This window comes from Streptomyces sp. NPDC047880, assembly GCF_040706515.1.
In the GTDB taxonomy this organism is placed as follows: Bacteria; Actinomycetota; Actinomycetes; order Streptomycetales; family Streptomycetaceae; genus Streptomyces.
In genome coordinates, this window is sequence record NZ_JBEZOK010000001.1 from 97,046 (window position 1) to 113,550 (window position 16,505).

Annotated in this window: 15 protein-coding genes; 11 read left to right on the forward strand and 4 right to left on the reverse strand. The window is 72.3% G+C overall.

From position 1 onward, the window contains the following. The first annotated feature begins 11 nt into the window (after positions 1 to 11). The 11 genes from AB0937_RS00485 (at position 12) to AB0937_RS00535 (ending at position 11,639) form a co-directional block, all read left to right on the forward strand. On the forward strand, positions 12 to 992 hold the full coding sequence (locus tag AB0937_RS00485; protein WP_366708745.1) for an ornithine carbamoyltransferase: 981 nt from the start codon (positions 12 to 14) through the stop codon (positions 990 to 992). Then, positions 989 to 1,966 carry a 2,3-diaminopropionate biosynthesis protein SbnA gene (sbnA, locus tag AB0937_RS00490; RefSeq protein WP_366708747.1) on the forward strand — a complete coding sequence of 326 codons (978 nt, stop codon included), beginning with the start codon at positions 989 to 991 and terminating at the stop codon, positions 1,964 to 1,966. The genes AB0937_RS00485 and sbnA overlap by 4 nt, the downstream gene beginning before the upstream one ends. Before the next feature lie 28 nt (positions 1,967 to 1,994). Then, positions 1,995 to 3,008 (forward strand): 2,3-diaminopropionate biosynthesis protein SbnB, encoded by a 1,014-nt coding sequence (sbnB, locus tag AB0937_RS00495; RefSeq protein ID WP_366708749.1) that lies wholly within the window; start codon positions 1,995 to 1,997, stop codon positions 3,006 to 3,008. 30 nt (positions 3,009 to 3,038) lie between these two features. Next, on the forward strand, positions 3,039 to 3,728 hold the full coding sequence (locus tag AB0937_RS00500; protein WP_366708751.1) for a 2OG-Fe dioxygenase family protein: 690 nt from the start codon (positions 3,039 to 3,041) through the stop codon (positions 3,726 to 3,728). Positions 3,729 to 3,749: 21 nt separating this feature from the next. Then, positions 3,750 to 4,835, forward strand: coding sequence for an iron-containing redox enzyme family protein (locus AB0937_RS00505; RefSeq protein WP_366708752.1), 1,086 nt, complete (start codon positions 3,750 to 3,752; stop codon positions 4,833 to 4,835). Between the two features lie 34 nt (positions 4,836 to 4,869). Continuing rightward, positions 4,870 to 5,736, forward strand: a complete 867-nt coding sequence (gene dapF, locus AB0937_RS00510; protein WP_366708753.1) for a diaminopimelate epimerase — start codon at positions 4,870 to 4,872, stop codon at positions 5,734 to 5,736. Continuing rightward, positions 5,733 to 6,818: a pyridoxal phosphate-dependent aminotransferase gene (locus AB0937_RS00515; protein ID WP_366708754.1), complete on the forward strand. Its 1,086-nt coding sequence runs from the start codon at positions 5,733 to 5,735 to the stop codon at positions 6,816 to 6,818. Before dapF ends, AB0937_RS00515 begins: the two co-directional genes overlap by 4 nt. Further along, on the forward strand, positions 6,818 to 8,197 hold the full coding sequence (locus tag AB0937_RS00520; protein WP_366708755.1) for a hypothetical protein: 1,380 nt from the start codon (positions 6,818 to 6,820) through the stop codon (positions 8,195 to 8,197). The genes AB0937_RS00515 and AB0937_RS00520 overlap by 1 nt, the downstream gene beginning before the upstream one ends. A gap of 8 nt (positions 8,198 to 8,205) precedes the next feature. Then, positions 8,206 to 9,537 (forward strand): MFS transporter, encoded by a 1,332-nt coding sequence (locus AB0937_RS00525; RefSeq protein WP_366708756.1) that lies wholly within the window; start codon positions 8,206 to 8,208, stop codon positions 9,535 to 9,537. Beyond that, a complete protein-coding gene (locus tag AB0937_RS00530) occupies positions 9,530 to 10,291 on the forward strand; it encodes a PIG-L deacetylase family protein (protein ID WP_366708757.1) in 762 nt (253 codons plus the stop codon). Before AB0937_RS00525 ends, AB0937_RS00530 begins: the two co-directional genes overlap by 8 nt. Before the next feature lie 73 nt (positions 10,292 to 10,364). Then, the gene (locus AB0937_RS00535) at positions 10,365 to 11,639 is read left to right on the forward strand and encodes an ATP-grasp domain-containing protein (protein ID WP_366708758.1); all 1,275 of its coding nucleotides are present in this window, start codon (positions 10,365 to 10,367) and stop codon (positions 11,637 to 11,639) included. A 30-nt stretch (positions 11,640 to 11,669) separates the two neighbouring features. Here the strand turns inward: AB0937_RS00535 and AB0937_RS00540 are convergent, their stop codons facing one another. From AB0937_RS00540 to asnB, 4 genes are read right to left on the reverse strand one after another with little or no spacing between them, the layout of a single operon-like run. Then, the gene (locus AB0937_RS00540; RefSeq protein WP_366708759.1) at positions 11,670 to 12,818 is read right to left on the reverse strand and encodes a diiron oxygenase; all 1,149 of its coding nucleotides are present in this window, start codon (positions 12,816 to 12,818) and stop codon (positions 11,670 to 11,672) included. 38 nt (positions 12,819 to 12,856) lie between these two features. After that, entirely contained in the window at positions 12,857 to 13,144 is a 288-nt protein-coding gene (locus AB0937_RS00545; protein ID WP_366708760.1) for a PqqD family protein, read from the reverse strand. Then, the gene (locus tag AB0937_RS00550) at positions 13,145 to 13,969 is read right to left on the reverse strand and encodes a hypothetical protein (RefSeq protein ID WP_366708761.1); all 825 of its coding nucleotides are present in this window, start codon (positions 13,967 to 13,969) and stop codon (positions 13,145 to 13,147) included. Positions 13,970 to 14,017: 48 nt separating this feature from the next. Further along, positions 14,018 to 16,303, reverse strand: a complete 2,286-nt coding sequence (asnB, locus tag AB0937_RS00555; protein WP_366708762.1) for an asparagine synthase (glutamine-hydrolyzing) — start codon at positions 16,301 to 16,303, stop codon at positions 14,018 to 14,020. Positions 16,304 to 16,505 lie beyond the last annotated feature (202 nt).

Here is a 16,505-nt window from a genome sequence, read left to right on the forward strand (position 1 = left end):
GGGAGAAGGAAATGACTGCAGAGACCCGTTCCCTCCTGGGAACGCCCGAGAGCGTCCCCGAGACGGGCGTCTTCTCGCTGTCCGAGCTGGACGGCAAACACCTCGACACCCTGGTGCGCCGGTCCTGCGACTTCTTCGCCGACCGCAGCGACCACGACCGCCCGCTGCGGGACACCATCGCGGGGATCCTGTTCACCAAGACCTCCACCCGGACCCGCACGGCCTTCACGACCGCCGCGCTCCGGCTGGGCGCCCAGGTGATCAGCTACGGCCCGCACGACCTCCAGCTGGAGACCGGTGAGTCCCTGGAGGACACCGGCCGGGTCTTCGGGCGGATGCTGGACCTGCTGGTCGCACGGACCGCGGGCCCCGTCGAGCAGCTGCGCACCCTGTCCCGGTACGGCGGGATCCCCGTGGTCAACGCCATGGGGCAGGAGGAGCACCCCACCCAGGGCGTCTGCGACCTGGCCACCATCAACCTGCACTTCGGCGCCGTCGAGGGCGTCAAGGTGCTGTACGTCGGCGAGGGCAACAACAGTGCCGTGGCGCTGGCGCACGGCCTGGCGCACTACCCGGGGACGGAGCTGACCCTGCTCACCCCGCCCGGGTACGGCGTGCCCGGGCACGAGCTGGCCGCGGCCCGGAGCAGGGCCGAGGCCAACGGCTCCGTACTGCGCCAGACGCACTCCCCGGACGAGGCGCCCGACGCCGTCGACGTGGTGTACACGACGCGCTGGCAGACGACGGGCACCTCGAAGCCGGACGCCGGCTGGCGGGAGCTCTTCCGTCCCTACTACATCGACGAGGCGTTCATGAGCCGCCGGCCCGGGGCCGTCCTCATGCACGACCTGCCGGCGCACCGGGGCGACGAGATCTCCGCGGGCGTGCTGGAGGGCGAGCGCACCCTCGCCTGGACGCAGGCGGAGATGAAGCTGACCAGCGCCATGGCCGTTCTCGAGTCGCTGGCGACCGCGCGCCGGGACAACGCATGATCAAGGACTGCGTGTACGACGTCGTCACCGACGACGTGTTCCTGCGGTTTCCCGACGTCCTGCCCGGCAGCGAGCTCTTCCTGAAGCTGGAGGGGCTGAACCCGGCGGGCTCGGTGAAGCTCAAGACCGCGGTCGGGCTGATCGAGGACGCCGAGCGGCGCGGGCTGCTCGGCACCGGGGGACAGGTGGTGGAGTCCTCTTCGGGCAACCTCGGTGTCGCCCTGGCGGTGGTCTGCGCCGCGAAGGGCTACGACTTCACCTGCGTCACCGACGTCAACGCCTCACCGCACAGCGTCGCGCTGATGCGGGCCCTGCACGCGAACGTCGTGCTGGTCGACGAGCGGGACGCCAACGGCGGCTTCCTCGGGACGCGCATCGCGCTGATCCGGCGGATGCTGGCCGAGGACCCGGCGCTGGTGTGGCTCAACCAGTACGCCAACCCCGCCAACCCGCGTGTCCACGCCACGAACACCGCCGTGTCCATCCTCGCCGAACTCGGCAGGGTGGACTACCTGTTCGTCGGGGCCGGCACGACGGGCACCCTGACCGGATGCGCCTCCCACTTCCGTGAGGCCTCGCCCCGCACCCGGATCATCGCCGTCGACAGCGTCGGCTCGGTCACCTTCGGCGCCCGGCCCGGCCCGCGCCATCTGCCCGGCCTCGGCACCAGCCGCGTACCGGAGATCAGCCGCACCGACCTGATCGACGAGGTCATGCTGGTGGAGGAGGCGGAGGCGGTGAAGGCCTGCCGGATGCTCGCCCGGCGGCACGGCCTGCTGGTGGGCGGCTCCAGCGGATCGGTGTTCTCGGCGGTCCAGAGCCGGGCCCTCGACATCCCCGCCGGTTCCCGGGTGGTGGCCATCGCGCCCGACATGGGCGAGCGCTACCTCGGCACCGTGTACGACGACGACTGGGTCGCCGCGAGATTCGGCGTCGACCCCGTTTCCCAGCTTCCGGCCGTGATGGGCCGATGAAACTCCGTGAACTCCGTGGGGGAACCTCATGTTCGGATTCGATGTAGTCAGCGGTACGGTCGCCCGCGAGGTGATCTCCGAATCGCGGAAAGAACTGATCGGTATCGTCCGGGACGCCTATCTGGCCCATGAGGGCCGGGACTCGGTGAACCCGAACAGCTATTTCCTGCGCTTTCCCGAGAAGCCCTCGGCGCGGATCATCGCACTGCCCGCCTACCTCGGTGGCGGCTACGACGTGGCCGGCATCAAATGGATCGCGAGCTTCCCCGAGAACGTCGAGCGCAACGTCCCGCGGGCGTCCGCCGTTCTGCTGCTGAACGACTACGCCACGGGATACCCCTTCGCCTGCCTGGAGGCGTCGCAGATCAGCGCCGCGCGCACCGCGGCGTCCTGCGTGCTCGGCGCCGCGCAGCTGCACGGCTCCTCCCGCGCGGCGCGGATCGCCGTCGTCGGGGCGGGCGTCATCGCCCGCAACATCCTCGACTTCTTCGTCGCGGACGGCTGGGACATCGGGCAGTTCGCCCTGTACGACCAGGTGCCCGGCTACGCCGACGCGCTGGTGTCGTACGCCCGCGAGACGCTGGGCACCGAGGCGGAGCGCACGGACAGCCTGGAATCCGCCGTGAAGGGCGCGGACCTGGTGGTGCTGGCGACGACGGCCGGCACTCCCTACATCACCGACCCGCACCTCTTCGAGCCGGGCCAGGTGGTGCTGAACATCTCCCTGCGCGACATCGCGCCCGAGATCATCCTGGGCGCGCACAACGTGGTCGACGACGTCGACCACTGCCTGACCGCCAACACCTCCGTGCACCTGGCGGAACAGAGCTGCGGACACCGCGGGTTCGTCGACGGGACCCTGGCCCAGGTGATCGAGGGGAAGGTCCGGCCGGGCGACGGCAAGCCGCGCATCTTCTCCCCCTTCGGCCTCGGCGTGCTCGACCTGGCCGTTGGCTCCTTCGTCTACCGCAACGCGGTGGAGTCGGGGCGTACGACGGGCATCGACGGGTTCTTCGCGGAGACCGAGCGGTGGCAGAAGTGACCCACCTCCCCGACGACGCGAAGGAGTGTCATGCCGCTCGGCGCTGAAGGTTTCTCCCTGATCGAACTGCCGCCGGTCACGCCGGAGTTGCTGGCGACGTACGACGAGCTGCCGGTCGACCCCTACATGGGGCACGGAACCCGGTACAAGAAGTTCTCGCAGTACCGGCTGACGGCGTCGGCCGACGGCGGGTGGAACTTCGGGCTGCTGCCGCACCGGGACTACACCGCGTTCAAGAAGTTCAACCCGGTCGGCGGCGGCGTGCGCCGCACGTATCCGCCCCTCGACGCGGACTTCACCCCCCTCATCGCCGTGGGCGCCCGGGAGATCGGGCTGGACCGGAACGAGGACTGGCAGATCAACGTGCACCAGAACCGCAGCCGTGCGGAGCGGGGCCGGCCCGGTCCGCTCACGCCGGAGGGGGTGCACCACGACGGGCACGAGTTCGTCATGATCGGCGTCCTGCGCCGGGACGGGGTCACGGGCGGCGAGACGCGGCTGTGGCACCCCGGGGACGAGAAGCCCTTCTGGAACGGCACGTTGGAGCCCGGCCAGGCCGTGCTCCTCGACGACCGGCGGCTCGCCCACGACGTGACGGACATCGTGGCCGCCGGGGAGCGGCCCGGCCACCGCGACATCTTCATCGTCGCCTTCTCGCGCTGGAGCGAGAAGTGGTACGGCGACGAGCACGACGCCGCAGCGCTCGACGACGCGAACTGACAGGACGGGACGGCATTCCACATGTACACGGCATCCCAGCACAGCTGTACCGACGGAAGAGACGTGCTCGCCGGGGGCGTGTCGGAGGTCCTGCGCGACCTGGAGCACCGCTCCGCCGACGAGTTGCTCCGGATGTCCGACGACTACGGCTTCCGCGGTGACCTCGCCGCGGCGTGCCGCGCGCTGACGAGCCGCGCCTACGACGACGGCGACCGGGCGGCCCTGGAGGAGGTCCACGGCGCGCTGTCCCTGATCTACGACCGCGAGTTCTCCGCCCGTCCCGTCCAGGAGTCGGACCACGAACGCGAGCCGATCCTGCGGGACGTGGCGGCCGTCCTGGAGCGGGCCGTCCTCGGCCACGAGCTCCGGCGGATCCCGGAGGCGAGCGTCACCGGCCACCCCGAGTCCGGCCCGGAGTACGTCCGCTGGCTGAAGGCGGTGATCAGCGACCACCCGGCCGGCTGGCACCCCCTCTACCACCAGCATCTCGCCGAGCACGGCAGCACGGAGGACCTGCGCCTGCTGCTCGCCCAGGAGACCAGCCTCGACCCGCGCTTCGACGACATCCTGGCCCTCCTCCAGATCGGCCGGCACGGCGTCGAGAAGATGGAGATCGCCGCCAACTACTGGGACGAGATGGGCAACGGCGAGCACGCCGGGGTGCACACCACCCTCTTCTCGCAGGCGCTGGAGGCGATCGGCGCCGACCCGGAGTACATACGCCGCGAGTTCCTGCTGGAAGCGGGGATCTCCGGCAACATCTCGGCCTGCCTGGCCCTCTCCCGCCGCCACTACCACAAGGCCGTCGGCTACTTCGGCGTCACCGAGTACCTGGCGCCGCGCCGGTTCCGCTGCGTGGTCGACGCCTGGCGGCGCCACGACCTGGACGAGGTCGGCATCGTCTACCACGACCTGCACATCGGGGTGGACGCCGGGCACGCCGCGGGCTGGTTCAAGAACGTGATCGGCCCGCTGGTGAGCGCCGACCCGGCAGCGGGACGCGACATCGCCCTCGGCGCGATGATCCGGCTCAACACCTCCCGGGACTACCTCGACACGCTGCTGGAACGCATGCGTGCCGGAGCCCCGGTCCCGACCGGCGTCTGAGAGGGCGGCGGTGAACGGGGGAGCCTTTCCGGCCATGGATTTCGCCAAGTACGAGGCGCTGGGCAACGACTACATCGTCATCGACCCGAGCGGCACGGGCTTCGTGCCGCTGCCCGAGCACGTCCGGCTGGCGTGCGACCGCCACCACGGCCTCGGCGGGGACGGTCTGCTGTACGGCCCGCTGCCGGCCGAGGAGGGCTTCCGGCTGCTCACGTTCAACGCGGACGGCTCCGAGTGCCCGCAGAGCGGCAACGGCCTGCGGATCTTCGCCCGTTACCTGCGCGAGTCCGGTCACACGGACGCGGACGCCTTCACGCTGCACTCGTCCGCCGGCCCCGCCACGGTCCGTGTCCTCGACCTCGGCGCCGGCACGGTGAGCGCCGACCTCGGCACGGCCTCGCTGGACAGCCGCGCCGTCGGTGCGGCCGGCCCCGCCCGCACCCTGCTGCGCGAGCCCCTGCTCGCCGCCGGTGAACCGTGGGAGGTCACCTGCGTGCAGCTCGGCAGCCCGCACTGCGTGATCCCCGTACCGGACCGGACCGCCGACGAGGCCCTGGCCCGCACGGTCGGCGCGGCCGTGCGCGACCACGCGATGTTCCCGGACCGGATCAACGTCGAACTCCTCGACGTGATCGACCGGGAGACCCTCCGGATCGAGATCTTCGAGCGGGGCGCCGGGTACACCCTCGCCTCCGGCAGCAGCGCCTGCGCCGCCGCCGTCGCCGCGCACGCCCTGGGCCTCACCGGCTCCCGGGTCACGGTCCGCATGCCCGGGGGAGAGGTCGAGGTCGGCATCGGCGAGGACGGCACGGTCACCCTCACCGGAGTGGTCCGCCCGGTGCTGCGCGGCCGCTGGGCGGCGGGCATCGGGCAGCGGCTGGCCGAGGGGGCGCTCGCATGAGGCGGGCCCGCCCGGGCACCGGGTACCCGATGCGCCGCTGGGTCTTCGAGGACGCCAGGGGCCGTTACGACATCGACCTCGGCGACAGCCACGTGGACTGCTCCACGGCCGGCGACCTGCCGTGGCCGGCCGACCTGGTCCTGGACTACGGCACCGACGCGGGCACCGACCGGCTCCGCTCGCTCGTCGCGGACGGCTACGGCCGGGGCGTCGACCACGTGGGCATCACCCACGGGGCCCAGGAGGCCCTGTACCTCCTCTACCAGGCGCTGCTGCGGCCCGGTGACCACGTCGTGGTCTTCACCCCGGGCTGGCAGCAGGCCCGCGCGGTGCCGGAGGCGCTCGGGTGCGAGGTCTCGTGCGTGGGCCTGACGGCCGACGGACGCCCCGACGTGGCCGCCGCCACCGAGCTGATCGGACCGCGGACCAGGGCGGTCGTGCTCAACTCGCCCTGCAATCCGAGCGGACGACGCCTCGCCGACGACGAGACGGAACCGCTGCTGGCCGCCCTGCGTGGGCACGGCGGGCACCTGCTGCTGGACGAGGAGTACGTGGCCGACCTCGCCGCCGACTCCCTGCTCGGCCGCTTCGAGCGGGCGGTGTCCGTCTCCAGCCTCTCCAAGGTCTACGGGTTTCCCGGGCTGCGGACGGGCTGGATGTGCGGCCCCCCGGAGCTGGTGCGCGCCGCGATGGACCTCAAGCACCTCACCACCATCTCCAACTCGGTGCTCACCGAGCGGCTGGCCGCCGAGGTGCTGGAGCGCCGGGAGCACTATCTGGAGCGGTACCGGAGGCTGACCTCGGACGGATACCGGGCCCTGCGCGACTGGGCGGCCGGGCACGAGGGCGCGGTGCGCGTCATGGAACCCGAGGGGACGCCGTTCGCCTGGCTCTCGCTGCACACCGGCGAGCCGTCGCTCTCGCTGTGCCGGCGCGTCCTGGACCGGGGCCGCGTCCTGCTCATGCCCGCCGAGGTCTTCGACAGCGAACAGGGCCTGCGGGTCACCTTCGCGCGCGAGGAGTCCGTGCTGCGCGAGGGCCTGGACCGGCTCGGCGCGCTGCTCGACGACCGGAGCGGCTGATGGGAGCCGTGGGAAGGGCCCGCCGGACGGACACGGCCGGCCCGGACGAGGCCGCGGCCCCGGCAACGGACCCGTCCGGCGACGCCGAGGACGCCCGCGCGGCCGCCGCGCTGTTCGACGGCATCCACGGCGCCGACGGCCCGTGGCGGCCGGTACGTCCCCTGCTGCTGCCCGCCGACGACTACCGCAGGACGGCGGACCTGTCCGCCCGCGCCGCCCGGCTGGTGCTGGACGCCGCCCTGCGCCGGGCCCGGACCGCCGGTGAGCTGCTGGCGGCGCTCGGCTCCCGGCCCGAGGCCTTCCCTCTGCTCGACCACCACGCCCCGCTCGGCGGGCACCTGCTGGCCGCGATCCGCCCGGACATCCTGATGGAGCGCGGCACGCCCCGGTTCGTCGAACTCAACGTCGACAGCGCCCTGGGCGGCGTGCTCCAGACCGACCTGGTCTCGGACCGCTTCCTGCGGCGCCACCTTCGTGCACCGCTGCCCGGCGGGCCCGCGCTCACCGCACCACCGTCGGCGGTCGAGGCCCGGGCCGAGGCCCTGCGGTCCTTCCTCGCGCTGCCCGCGGACGCCGCCGTCCTCCTCCCGCACTACCGGGTGGGCAACCTGCCGGGGCTGGCCGAGGACCCCGCCCGGTTCGCCGCGTGGCTCGCGCCCGTCTTCCGCAGCGCCCGGCGCCACGGCATCGAGCTGTTCAGCCACCCGCTGGAGGACCTCACCACCGGCCGGGACGGCCGCCTCAGGGCCGGTGGCCGCCCGGTGGACGGCGTGTTCCGCTCGTTCGTCAGCCACGGCCAGGGCGCGAGCCCGGGCCTCACGGCGCTGGCCCGTGCCGTGTCCACGGGCGCCGTGGGGATGTTCACGCCGGAGGCCACCATGCTGCTCACCAACAAGAAGACCCTGGCCTGGCTCTGGGAGGACCTGGACCGACTGCCGTCGCGGGAGCGCGAGTTCGTCACCGCGCACATCCCGAGGACGGTCCGGCTGGAGCCGACCGCGGGCGGAGCCGCCCCGCGCGAGGCACTGACCGGCCGCTGTCGCCTCGTCCTCAAGCCCGCGGACGGCTTCGGGGGCCGCGGTGTCGTCATCGGGGCCGCGGTGTCCGACGGCACCTGGCACGCCGAGGTGGAGCGGGCGGCGCGCCAGGGCGGCCACGTCCTCCAGGAGCACGTCGAACCGGACCGGGTCCGCCTCGGCTTCGTCCACACCCCCAGCGGCGAGGTCACCGACGCCGAGGTCCCCTACGTCCTCGGCCCCTTCCTGTACGGACTGCGTGCGTCCGGGATGCTGGTGCGGCACGGCACTCCCCAGGCGGGGCCCGTGCTCAACGCCGGCGCGGGCGCCGTCATGAACAGCGTCCTGCTGGTGGGGGCGTGAGACGGCCCGTGCGTGCCCACCCGAAGCAGCCCGCGCCGTCCGCACCGGCGGACCGCAAACTCGGCGCCCCGTTCCGGATCTTCCAGGCGTCCGTCCTGGGCTCGAACCTGGCGGACGGCGTCTACCTGGTCACGCTGCCGCTGCTGGCCCTCTCCCTGAGCGGCTCGGCGCTGGTGGTCAGCGCCGTGGGCGTCGCCATGCGGGCGCCGTGGCTGCTGCTGATCCTGCCCGCGGGAGTGGTCGTGGACCGCTGCGCGCCGATGGCCGTCATGAACTGGGCGTCGAAATGCCGCTTCCCGCTGGTCGCCGTGCTCGGCCTGCTCGCCTGGGCGGGGATGCTGCCGGTGTGGGCGCTGGTGGCCGGCGCGTTCCTGATCGCGGCGATGGGAACCTTTGTGGACCTCGCCGCCCAGTCGCTCCTGCCGCGTCTGGTCGCCCCGGAGCTGCTGCCCAGGGCCAACGCCAATCTGCAGTCCGGCCAGACCCTCGCGGCGCAGTTCGCGGGCCCGGCCCTCGGCGGCGTCCTCGCCTCGATGCACGGCGTGGGCTTCACCGTCGCGGCCGTGCTCTACGGGGGAGGGCTGGTCGGCCTCGCCCTGCTGCACCGCCGGCCGGGCCCGTTCGGGGCGCACACCCTCCCGGCCGCGCCCCGGGAACCCGGGCCCGCCGGCCGCGGGATCGCGTCGATGTGGCGGGACCTGCGCGAGGGCGCCGCCTACTTCAGACGGCGCCACGACCTGATCGGCCTCGCCGCCGTCGCCGCCACCGGCAACATCGCGTTCGCCGCCACCATGACCATGCTGCCGGTGTGGGTGGTCTCCCCGGGGCGGCTCGGACTGCCGAGTTCGGCCATGGGCGTCATCGCCGCCGCCCCCGCCGTGGGCGGCGTGCTGGCGGGCCTGGTGGCCGCGCGGCTGCTGAAACGCTTCGGCGGGCGGGCGGTGCTCGGCTTCTGCGCCCCCGCCGTGGGGCTGTGCCTGGCCGCGATCGCCCTGCCGGCCCCGCCGGCCGCGTTCGCCGCGCTGGCCGTGTGCGGAGGGCTGATGGTGCAGCTGAACGTGATGAGCATGTCCCACCGGCAGTCGACCATCCCGACCGCGCTGTTCGCACGGGTCAACTCCGTCTACCGGTGGATCATCCTCGGCGTCTCGCCCGTCGGAGCCCTGCTCGGCGGTCTCGTCGCGCAGCGGTTCGGCACCGCCGCGGTGTTCCTGTCGGGGGGCGCGCTGGCCCTGGCCGCGGGCGCCCTGCTGCCCGCCCTGCTCTTCCACCCCTCACCCCAAGGCCCCGACCGCCTTGCGGAACCCCGACCGAGCGACGAGGAACTGACCCATGACTGAACAGCTCCAGGAGTTTCCCACCGACTGGACGCGTGCCCTGGCCATCGTCGCGCACCCCGACGACGTCGAGTACTCGGCCGCCGCCGCCGTCGCGACCTGGGTCGACGAGGGCAAGGAGGTCGTGTACCTGATGGCGAGCCGGGGCGAGTGCGGCATCGACGGCCTGGACCCCGAGAAGGCGGCGCCGATCAGGGAGCGGGAGCAGCGCGCGAGCGCCGCGGTCGCCGGAGTGCAGCAGGTGGAGTTCCTCGACCACCCCGACGGGCTGATCGAGTACGGCACCGCGCTGCGGCGGGACCTCACGCTCGCGGTGCGCCGGCACCGCCCGGAGCTGGTCTTCACGCTCAATCACCACGACCACTGGCGCGGCGTCTCGTGGAACACCCCGGACCACCGCAACGTCGGCCGGGCCGCCCTCGACGCGGCGGCCGACGCCGCCAACCGGTACCTGTTCCCCGAGGAGGGCCTGGAGCCCTGGGAGGGGGTGCGCTGGCAGGCGGTGGCGGGATCCCCGTACCCCACGCACGCCGTGGACGTCACCTGGGCGGTGGAGCGCGGCGTCCGGGCGGTGCTGGAGCACGCCACCTACCTTCAGGCGCTGACCGACGAGGAGCCGCAGGCCTACGTCCGGGGCTTCCTGGGCCGCAACCTCGCCGCCGCCGGAGCGAGGTTCGGCGGCCGGCCCGCGGTGTCCTTCGAGGTCTTCCACCGCGACCCGTACCGGGTGCGCGCCGGTGAGGTCCACTACCGCTGAGCCCCGGCCGGCCCGCTCCGCCCCACCCGACCCCTCCCGCCCCGTCTGCGGACCGACCGTAGGGACACCGCTCGTGCACATCGCCATCGTCGACGTCAATCCCCCCGCGGTGCAGGCCGTACGGCTTGCCAAGGAGGCGGGCCACCGGGTGACGTTCCTGCAGCCCGCGCTGACGCAGTACGCGCTCACCGGCGAGACCCTGAAGGCCGTTCGGGCGGTGGACCGGCTGATCGACGGGATCGACACGACGGACCCCGCCGCCGTGCTCGAAGCGCTGGAGAAGTGCCACGCCGAGTCGCCGATCGACGTGGCGGTGACGTTCCAGGAGCTGGCCGCCGAAGCGGTGGCCGCCGCCTGCCGGAGCCTCGGGCTGCGCGGCACGGCGCCCGACGCGGTGTTCACCGCCCGGCGCAAGGACCGGTGCCGGGCGGCGCTCGAGGAAGCGGGGCTGGCGTCCGCCCGCTGGGCCCGCGCGCTCGACGTGGACGAGGCGCTGGCCGCGGCCGGGCGGATCGGCTACCCCGTCGTGATCAAGCCGCCGTCCGGCAGCGCCAGCCTCCTCTCGCACGTGGCCGACGACCCGCAGGAGGCGGCGGCCGCCTGCCGGAACGTGCTGACCGGCACCGACGGGGTCCCGGCGCACTGGCGGACCCAGTTCGCGCGGGGCGTCCTGGTGGAGGAGAAGCTGACGGGCAGGCTGGTCTCGGTGGAGATCGGCGCCCGGCGGGGCGAGTTCTTCCCGTTCTGCGTCACCGGCCGGTTCCGCTCACCGGAGAACGAGGTGGTCGAACTGGGCTCGTGCGTCCCGGCGGGGCTGTCGCCGCAGGAGAGCGCCGACTGCGTCGCCTACGCCGAGGAGGTCTGCCGGGCCATCGGAGCCGACCAGGGGATCTTCCACCTGGAGGTGATGGTGACCGCACGCGGGCCGGTCCTCGTCGAGTTCAATCCGCGGGTCATGGGCGGCGGCCTGCCGCACGCCTACCGGCACGCCACCGGGCAGGACATCTACCGGTCCTGGCTGCAGCTCATGACCGGGGAACCGGTCGACGTCCCCGGCGCGATCACCGGCTGCACCGCCGTGTTCGCGGTCGTTCCCCGGGACGGCGGACGGCTGTCCGCGACGGCCTGCCTCACGCCGCTCGACGGTCAGGCCGACGTCCTGGAGGTCATCGGGTTCGACGCCTACCGGACCGGCCCGGGCGAGACGGTCGCCCCCGGCCAGGCCGTCGCCCGCTTCATCCTGCGCGCCGGGGACCGGCGGGCCGCGGTGGGCAGGGCCGAGGAACTGCTGGGCCGGCTGGAGGGGACGCTCGGCACCCGGCTGATGACCGGCGACCTGGACGCCTGAACCACGGCCCCCCGTCGGGCCGTACGGGGGTCAGAGCAGTCCGTGTGCGCGGAACTCGTGCTCCACCATCGGGTCGTCCAGCACGTCCAGCGCCACGAAATAGGAGATCGTCCGCTTGGCCGTCGCCCGGGTGTGCGCGGCGACGGTCTTCTCGTCGTACACCTCGGCGAGGACCTGCTCGGCGTCGTCGCGCGTGAGCCCGTAGCCCAGCAACTCGGCGCGCACGGCGTCGGTGTCGGGCTGCAGGAAGGCCGCGATCAGCCGGGGCACCAGCAGCGCCGCCTCCCGCCGCGCCGCCGGGTCGAGGGCGGCCCACAGGTAGCGCAGGAAGGCGGCGAAGTACACGTGGTGGCGTCCCTCGTCCGCGGCGTGGTCGCGGATCGTCTCCCGCACGGCCGGCACGATCTCGCTGTCGACCGGCAGTTCGGCGAGGCTCGCCGATATCAGCGTCTCCGAGACGGTCACGAAGAGCAGTTCGGCCAGGGCCCGGGTGTGCGGCGGCAGCTCCTGCTGGATCTCCTGAAGCCGCCGCAGGAAGTAGGGCTGTTCCGGCAGCACCGGGGCGATGCCGGTGGTGCCGCGGACCTGGCGCATCAAGTCCACCGAGAACAGGGCGTGGTAGGCCTCGTCGCAGTAGATCTTGTAGGCGTCGAAGCGCATCTCCTCGGGGAGTTCGACGCCGACACTGCCCTGCGCGATGCCGAGCGCGGTGCGGTTGACCACCAGCGTCTCCAGCTTGGCGGTGAAGTCCAGGTAGCGGTAGAGGTGCTGGACGAGCACCGTGTCGAACAGCTCGGGGCGCAGCTCGGCGATGAGCGGGTGGCGGGCGACCGGCACCAGCTCGGGGGAGAAGTAGCGGGAGGCGTCGGAGGACGGCGCGCTCAGTTCACGCCGGGGCGACCGGCGGACGGTCGCCCGCTCCGCCCAGCGGCCGAAGGGGGAGCTGTACGAGACGTCGGCCTGCTCCCCGTCCGCCCCGGCCCCGGGCTCGGGGCCGGACGCGGGTCCGGCACCGGCGAGTTGCCCGGCGCCGGCGACGGATTCGGCACCACCGACGGGTCCGGCACCTGCGACCGGTGCGGCACCGGCGGCCGTCGCCGCGCCGGCCGGGGCGAGTGCCTTGCGGGGGCAGTAGGCCAGGGCGGAGCACCCCACGAAGAGCCCGACAATCCCGCACATCGCATGGTTCCCAATCGTTGGTGAAGGTGGTGGAGGGGTCAGGCGTTCGGCAGGTCCAGGACCCTGACTTCGGCGAGCTGGCCGATCAGGTCCGCGGCGTCCGCGACCGCCTCGTCGACGTCGATGCCGTACTCCTCGGCGAGCAGGGCGCCGATGCCGGCCACCGAGCGCTGCCCGTCCACGCAGGCCAGGATGAAGGCCGCGGAGTCGGACAGTTCCATGGCGTTCGGCCCGACGGCGATGAGCGTCTTGTCACGGAACCTGCGGAACCGTGCCGCCAGTCCGAGCCGGGGCACGACATCGGCCGCTGAGGTGGTCAGGGACATTCAGATCTCCACCCTCATGGAAAGGAGCTTGCACAGGTACATCACGTCACGGACCCAGGTGGCCGGGTCGTCCGGATCGAAGTCGCGCATCGTCTCGACCGCCCAGTAACGCTCGTACGACAGCGCCTGCGGAGCGGCCGCCTTCACGCGCCGGGCCCGCCACTTCACCAGCCGGCCGCACTCGCCGTGCGCGGCGACCAGGGCGTCCACCGCGTGTCCGAACGCCTGGCGCACCGACAGCACCGCGCTCGCCTCGTCGCCCGTGGCCAGCTGCCCGAGGGCGTCCTCGACGAAGTCGTCGGCGTTGGTCAGGCAGTGCGTGACCACGGCCGCCCCGAACGCCGACTCCTCGATCAGCCGCTGCTGCCGGCGCACCCACTCCTCGCCGTCCAGCGGGCGGCAGACCAGCAGGCGCTCCAGCAGCTGCTCCTCGTCCCGGGTGAGCATCTGCCCGATGGTCCGGCCCTGGTCGAACTCCGCCCAGGAGACCTTCGCGAGGATCTCCTCCACCTGGCCGGACGTCCAGTACTTGACCTCCCAGCGCCGTTCCTCGGTGTAGAAGTGCTCCGTGGGCACGTCGGGGTGGCTCAGCGGGACGCGGATCGTGCCGGAGGAGCTGCCGGTCCACGGCTTCTCGCCCACCACGTAGATGTCGAGGTCGCTCAGGTCGTTGCCCCAGCCGCGGGCGAGGGAGCCGACGACGAACGCGGAGTCGCGGCCGTCGGGCAGCAGATCACGCCCGGCCAGTTCGTCCAGGCAGCGGGTGAAGTCGAAACTCATGCGGGCGTTGGCCTTCCGGGGCGCGGTCGACAGGGGGCTGGACATGGCTGGTGGCCTGCCACCGCACACGCCGGTGGCAGGCCGGTGGCCCGGCTATTCGCCCGTCGCCGGGCCGGAGAGGGTGAGCAGGCCGAACTCGGCCGACTGGAACAGCAGTTCCTCGACGTCGGAGAGTTCGCACTCCGCGGCGGCCAGGAGCTCGCCGAGGGTGCGCTGTCCGTCGATGCCGTCGAGCAGCCGCTGCCACTGCGGCATCTCCTCGCCGTCGATGACGAACTGGATCTCGCCGTCGGTGACCAGGTAGCGCAGCAGCGGTTCCTTCTGGTCGGTGAGCAGCAGGACCGACTCGTCCAGCGCGGGCACGAGCGCGTCGTGCAGGTCGGGCCGCCGCAGCACCCGGGCCTCGATGCCGTCGCGCTCCGCGTCCCAGTCCCCGACGATCAGTTCGACCGGGACGGGAGCGGGCGTGGCCTCCACCGGCGGCGTGGGCGGCTGCTGCAGCATCACGTCCAGCAGTCCGAGGTTGACCGCGCGCAGCAGGAACTCCACGTGCCCGGAGGACGGGTCCTGCTGCAGGGCGCGCAGGGTGGCACGTGCGTTGTCGGCGTCGAGGTACTCCTTGGCCCGCGGGCCGGACAGGGCCTCTTCGAGCAGGGCGTCGCCGTCCGCCGCGAGCATGCCCGCGAAGGCGCGGTAGGTGTGGCGGATGCCGTCGCCGTAGAAGAACCCGACCTTGGTCCGCTCGGCGAACTCGGCCGGGAGCACCCCGTCGAGGCCGTCGCGCAGCAGGCGCTTGTCCCAGGTGAGCCGGGAGCGCAGCGACGGCGGGACACAGGCGGAGAGTTCCACGAGACGGTGGTCCAGGAAGGGAACCCGGGCCTCGATGCCGCTGCCGGCGGCCGTCCGGTCCTCGTGCCAGCAGTTGTACTGCTGGACGTCGCGGTACTTCCAGCGCAGGTACCGCTCGTAGGGGTCCTCGGCGGGCGTCCCGCGGCGCAGCACCTCGGCCCGCACCAGCGGCTGCGGGGACTGCTCCCACCAGGCCGCGAGACCGCGGTGGCGGTGGCGGTCGTCGCGCAGCGCCATGCCGTCGATGCCGGAGGCGAACTGCTCCCAGTCGTCGCCGAAGCTGGCCGTGTAGCCGCCGTTGAACTCGTCGCTGCCGCCGCCCAGCAGCATGCCCTTGATCTCAGGGAACCGTGCCTTGACGAAGCGGTACAGCTCCCGCTTGTAGAAGACCTCGGGACCGCACTGAGGGCTCTCCAGCAGCCACAGCAGGTTCTTCCACTCCTGCGCGGCGGGCACCCGGGATATGTCGAAGAGGACCTGGTGGTTGTCGAGCCCGTAGTGCCGGGCGACGCGATGCCCGTACATGGCGTCCTCGTTGGCGAGGGTGCTGCCGTTGAGGGCGGTGAAGGTGCGGGGGCGGATGGTGCTCAGGGCGGCGATCGACGCGGAGTCGACACCACCGCTGAGGAAGAGGCCCACCTCGGTGTCCGAGGTCTCGCACTCGCGCACCGAGTCGGCGAGCGCCTGCGCGTACCGCTCGGTGAACTCGGCGGGGGAGAGCTCGTCCCGCAGATCCGCCGGGCGCGGGAAGGACCAATAGCGGTGATTCTCGGTACTTCCGTCACGCAGGTCGATCGTGACGATGGTCGCGGCCGGCACCAGTTCGACACCGCGGAACCAGGTATTGGGCGCGCCTTCGACGAAATCCGGTGCTCCGGTGAGGGCCTGGTCGGAAAGGGCGCTGTCCCAGTCGAGTTCGCGCGGGCAGGCCGGGTCTTCGAAGAGCGTTTTTATCTCGGATCCGAAGACGACGCGCTCTTTGTTCCGGTGATGGAACAGCGGCTTGATGCCGAACCGGTCGCGGGCGAAAAGGAGACGGTTTCTCTTGCGGTCGTAGAGGACGATCGCAAACATGCCCCGGACGTCGTCCAGGAACCGGAGGCCCTTTTGCTGGTAGAGATGGACCAGCACTTCGCAGTCGCCGGAGGTGCGAAGGCGGACGCCCGAAGGCAGGGTCGCGGCCAGCTCGCGGTGGTTGTAGACCTCGCCGTTGGCGATGAGGATCACGTCGCCGTCGGGGCTGTGGATCGGCTGGCCGCCGTTCATGGGGTCCACGAGGGACAGTCGCGTGAAGGCCAGGCCGACCGGCCCGGTTCGCAACAACTCCTGATCGTCGGGGCCTCGATGGGCCACGGCCCGCGCCATGCGACGCAGAAGGCCGTCAGTGTCCGGCGAGAGCACCTGCCCATCGGTGCGGGCCAGACCTGCAAGGCCGCACATATTCACCTCACTCGATCTCGGAGTACCCAGAAAAAGGATTTGCGCCGGGGCGCCGTGGTCCAGAGAACCTCGGCGCCCCGGCGCGCACATCACACGACCGTGATCAGAACGGTCCCGAAGGCAACCTTCTTGGTGGCCGGCTTGGTGTACTTCTTCATGTGGAATCACCTCCTTTTCCTGGGGAATAGGCGAGCCATCAGGTTCCGGTGACCGGAGCCCGTCGGCTTCGCTGGAACGACACTAAGCCGCCGGAGCCGATCAGCGCACCTTCACCATCCTGCAATGCATGATG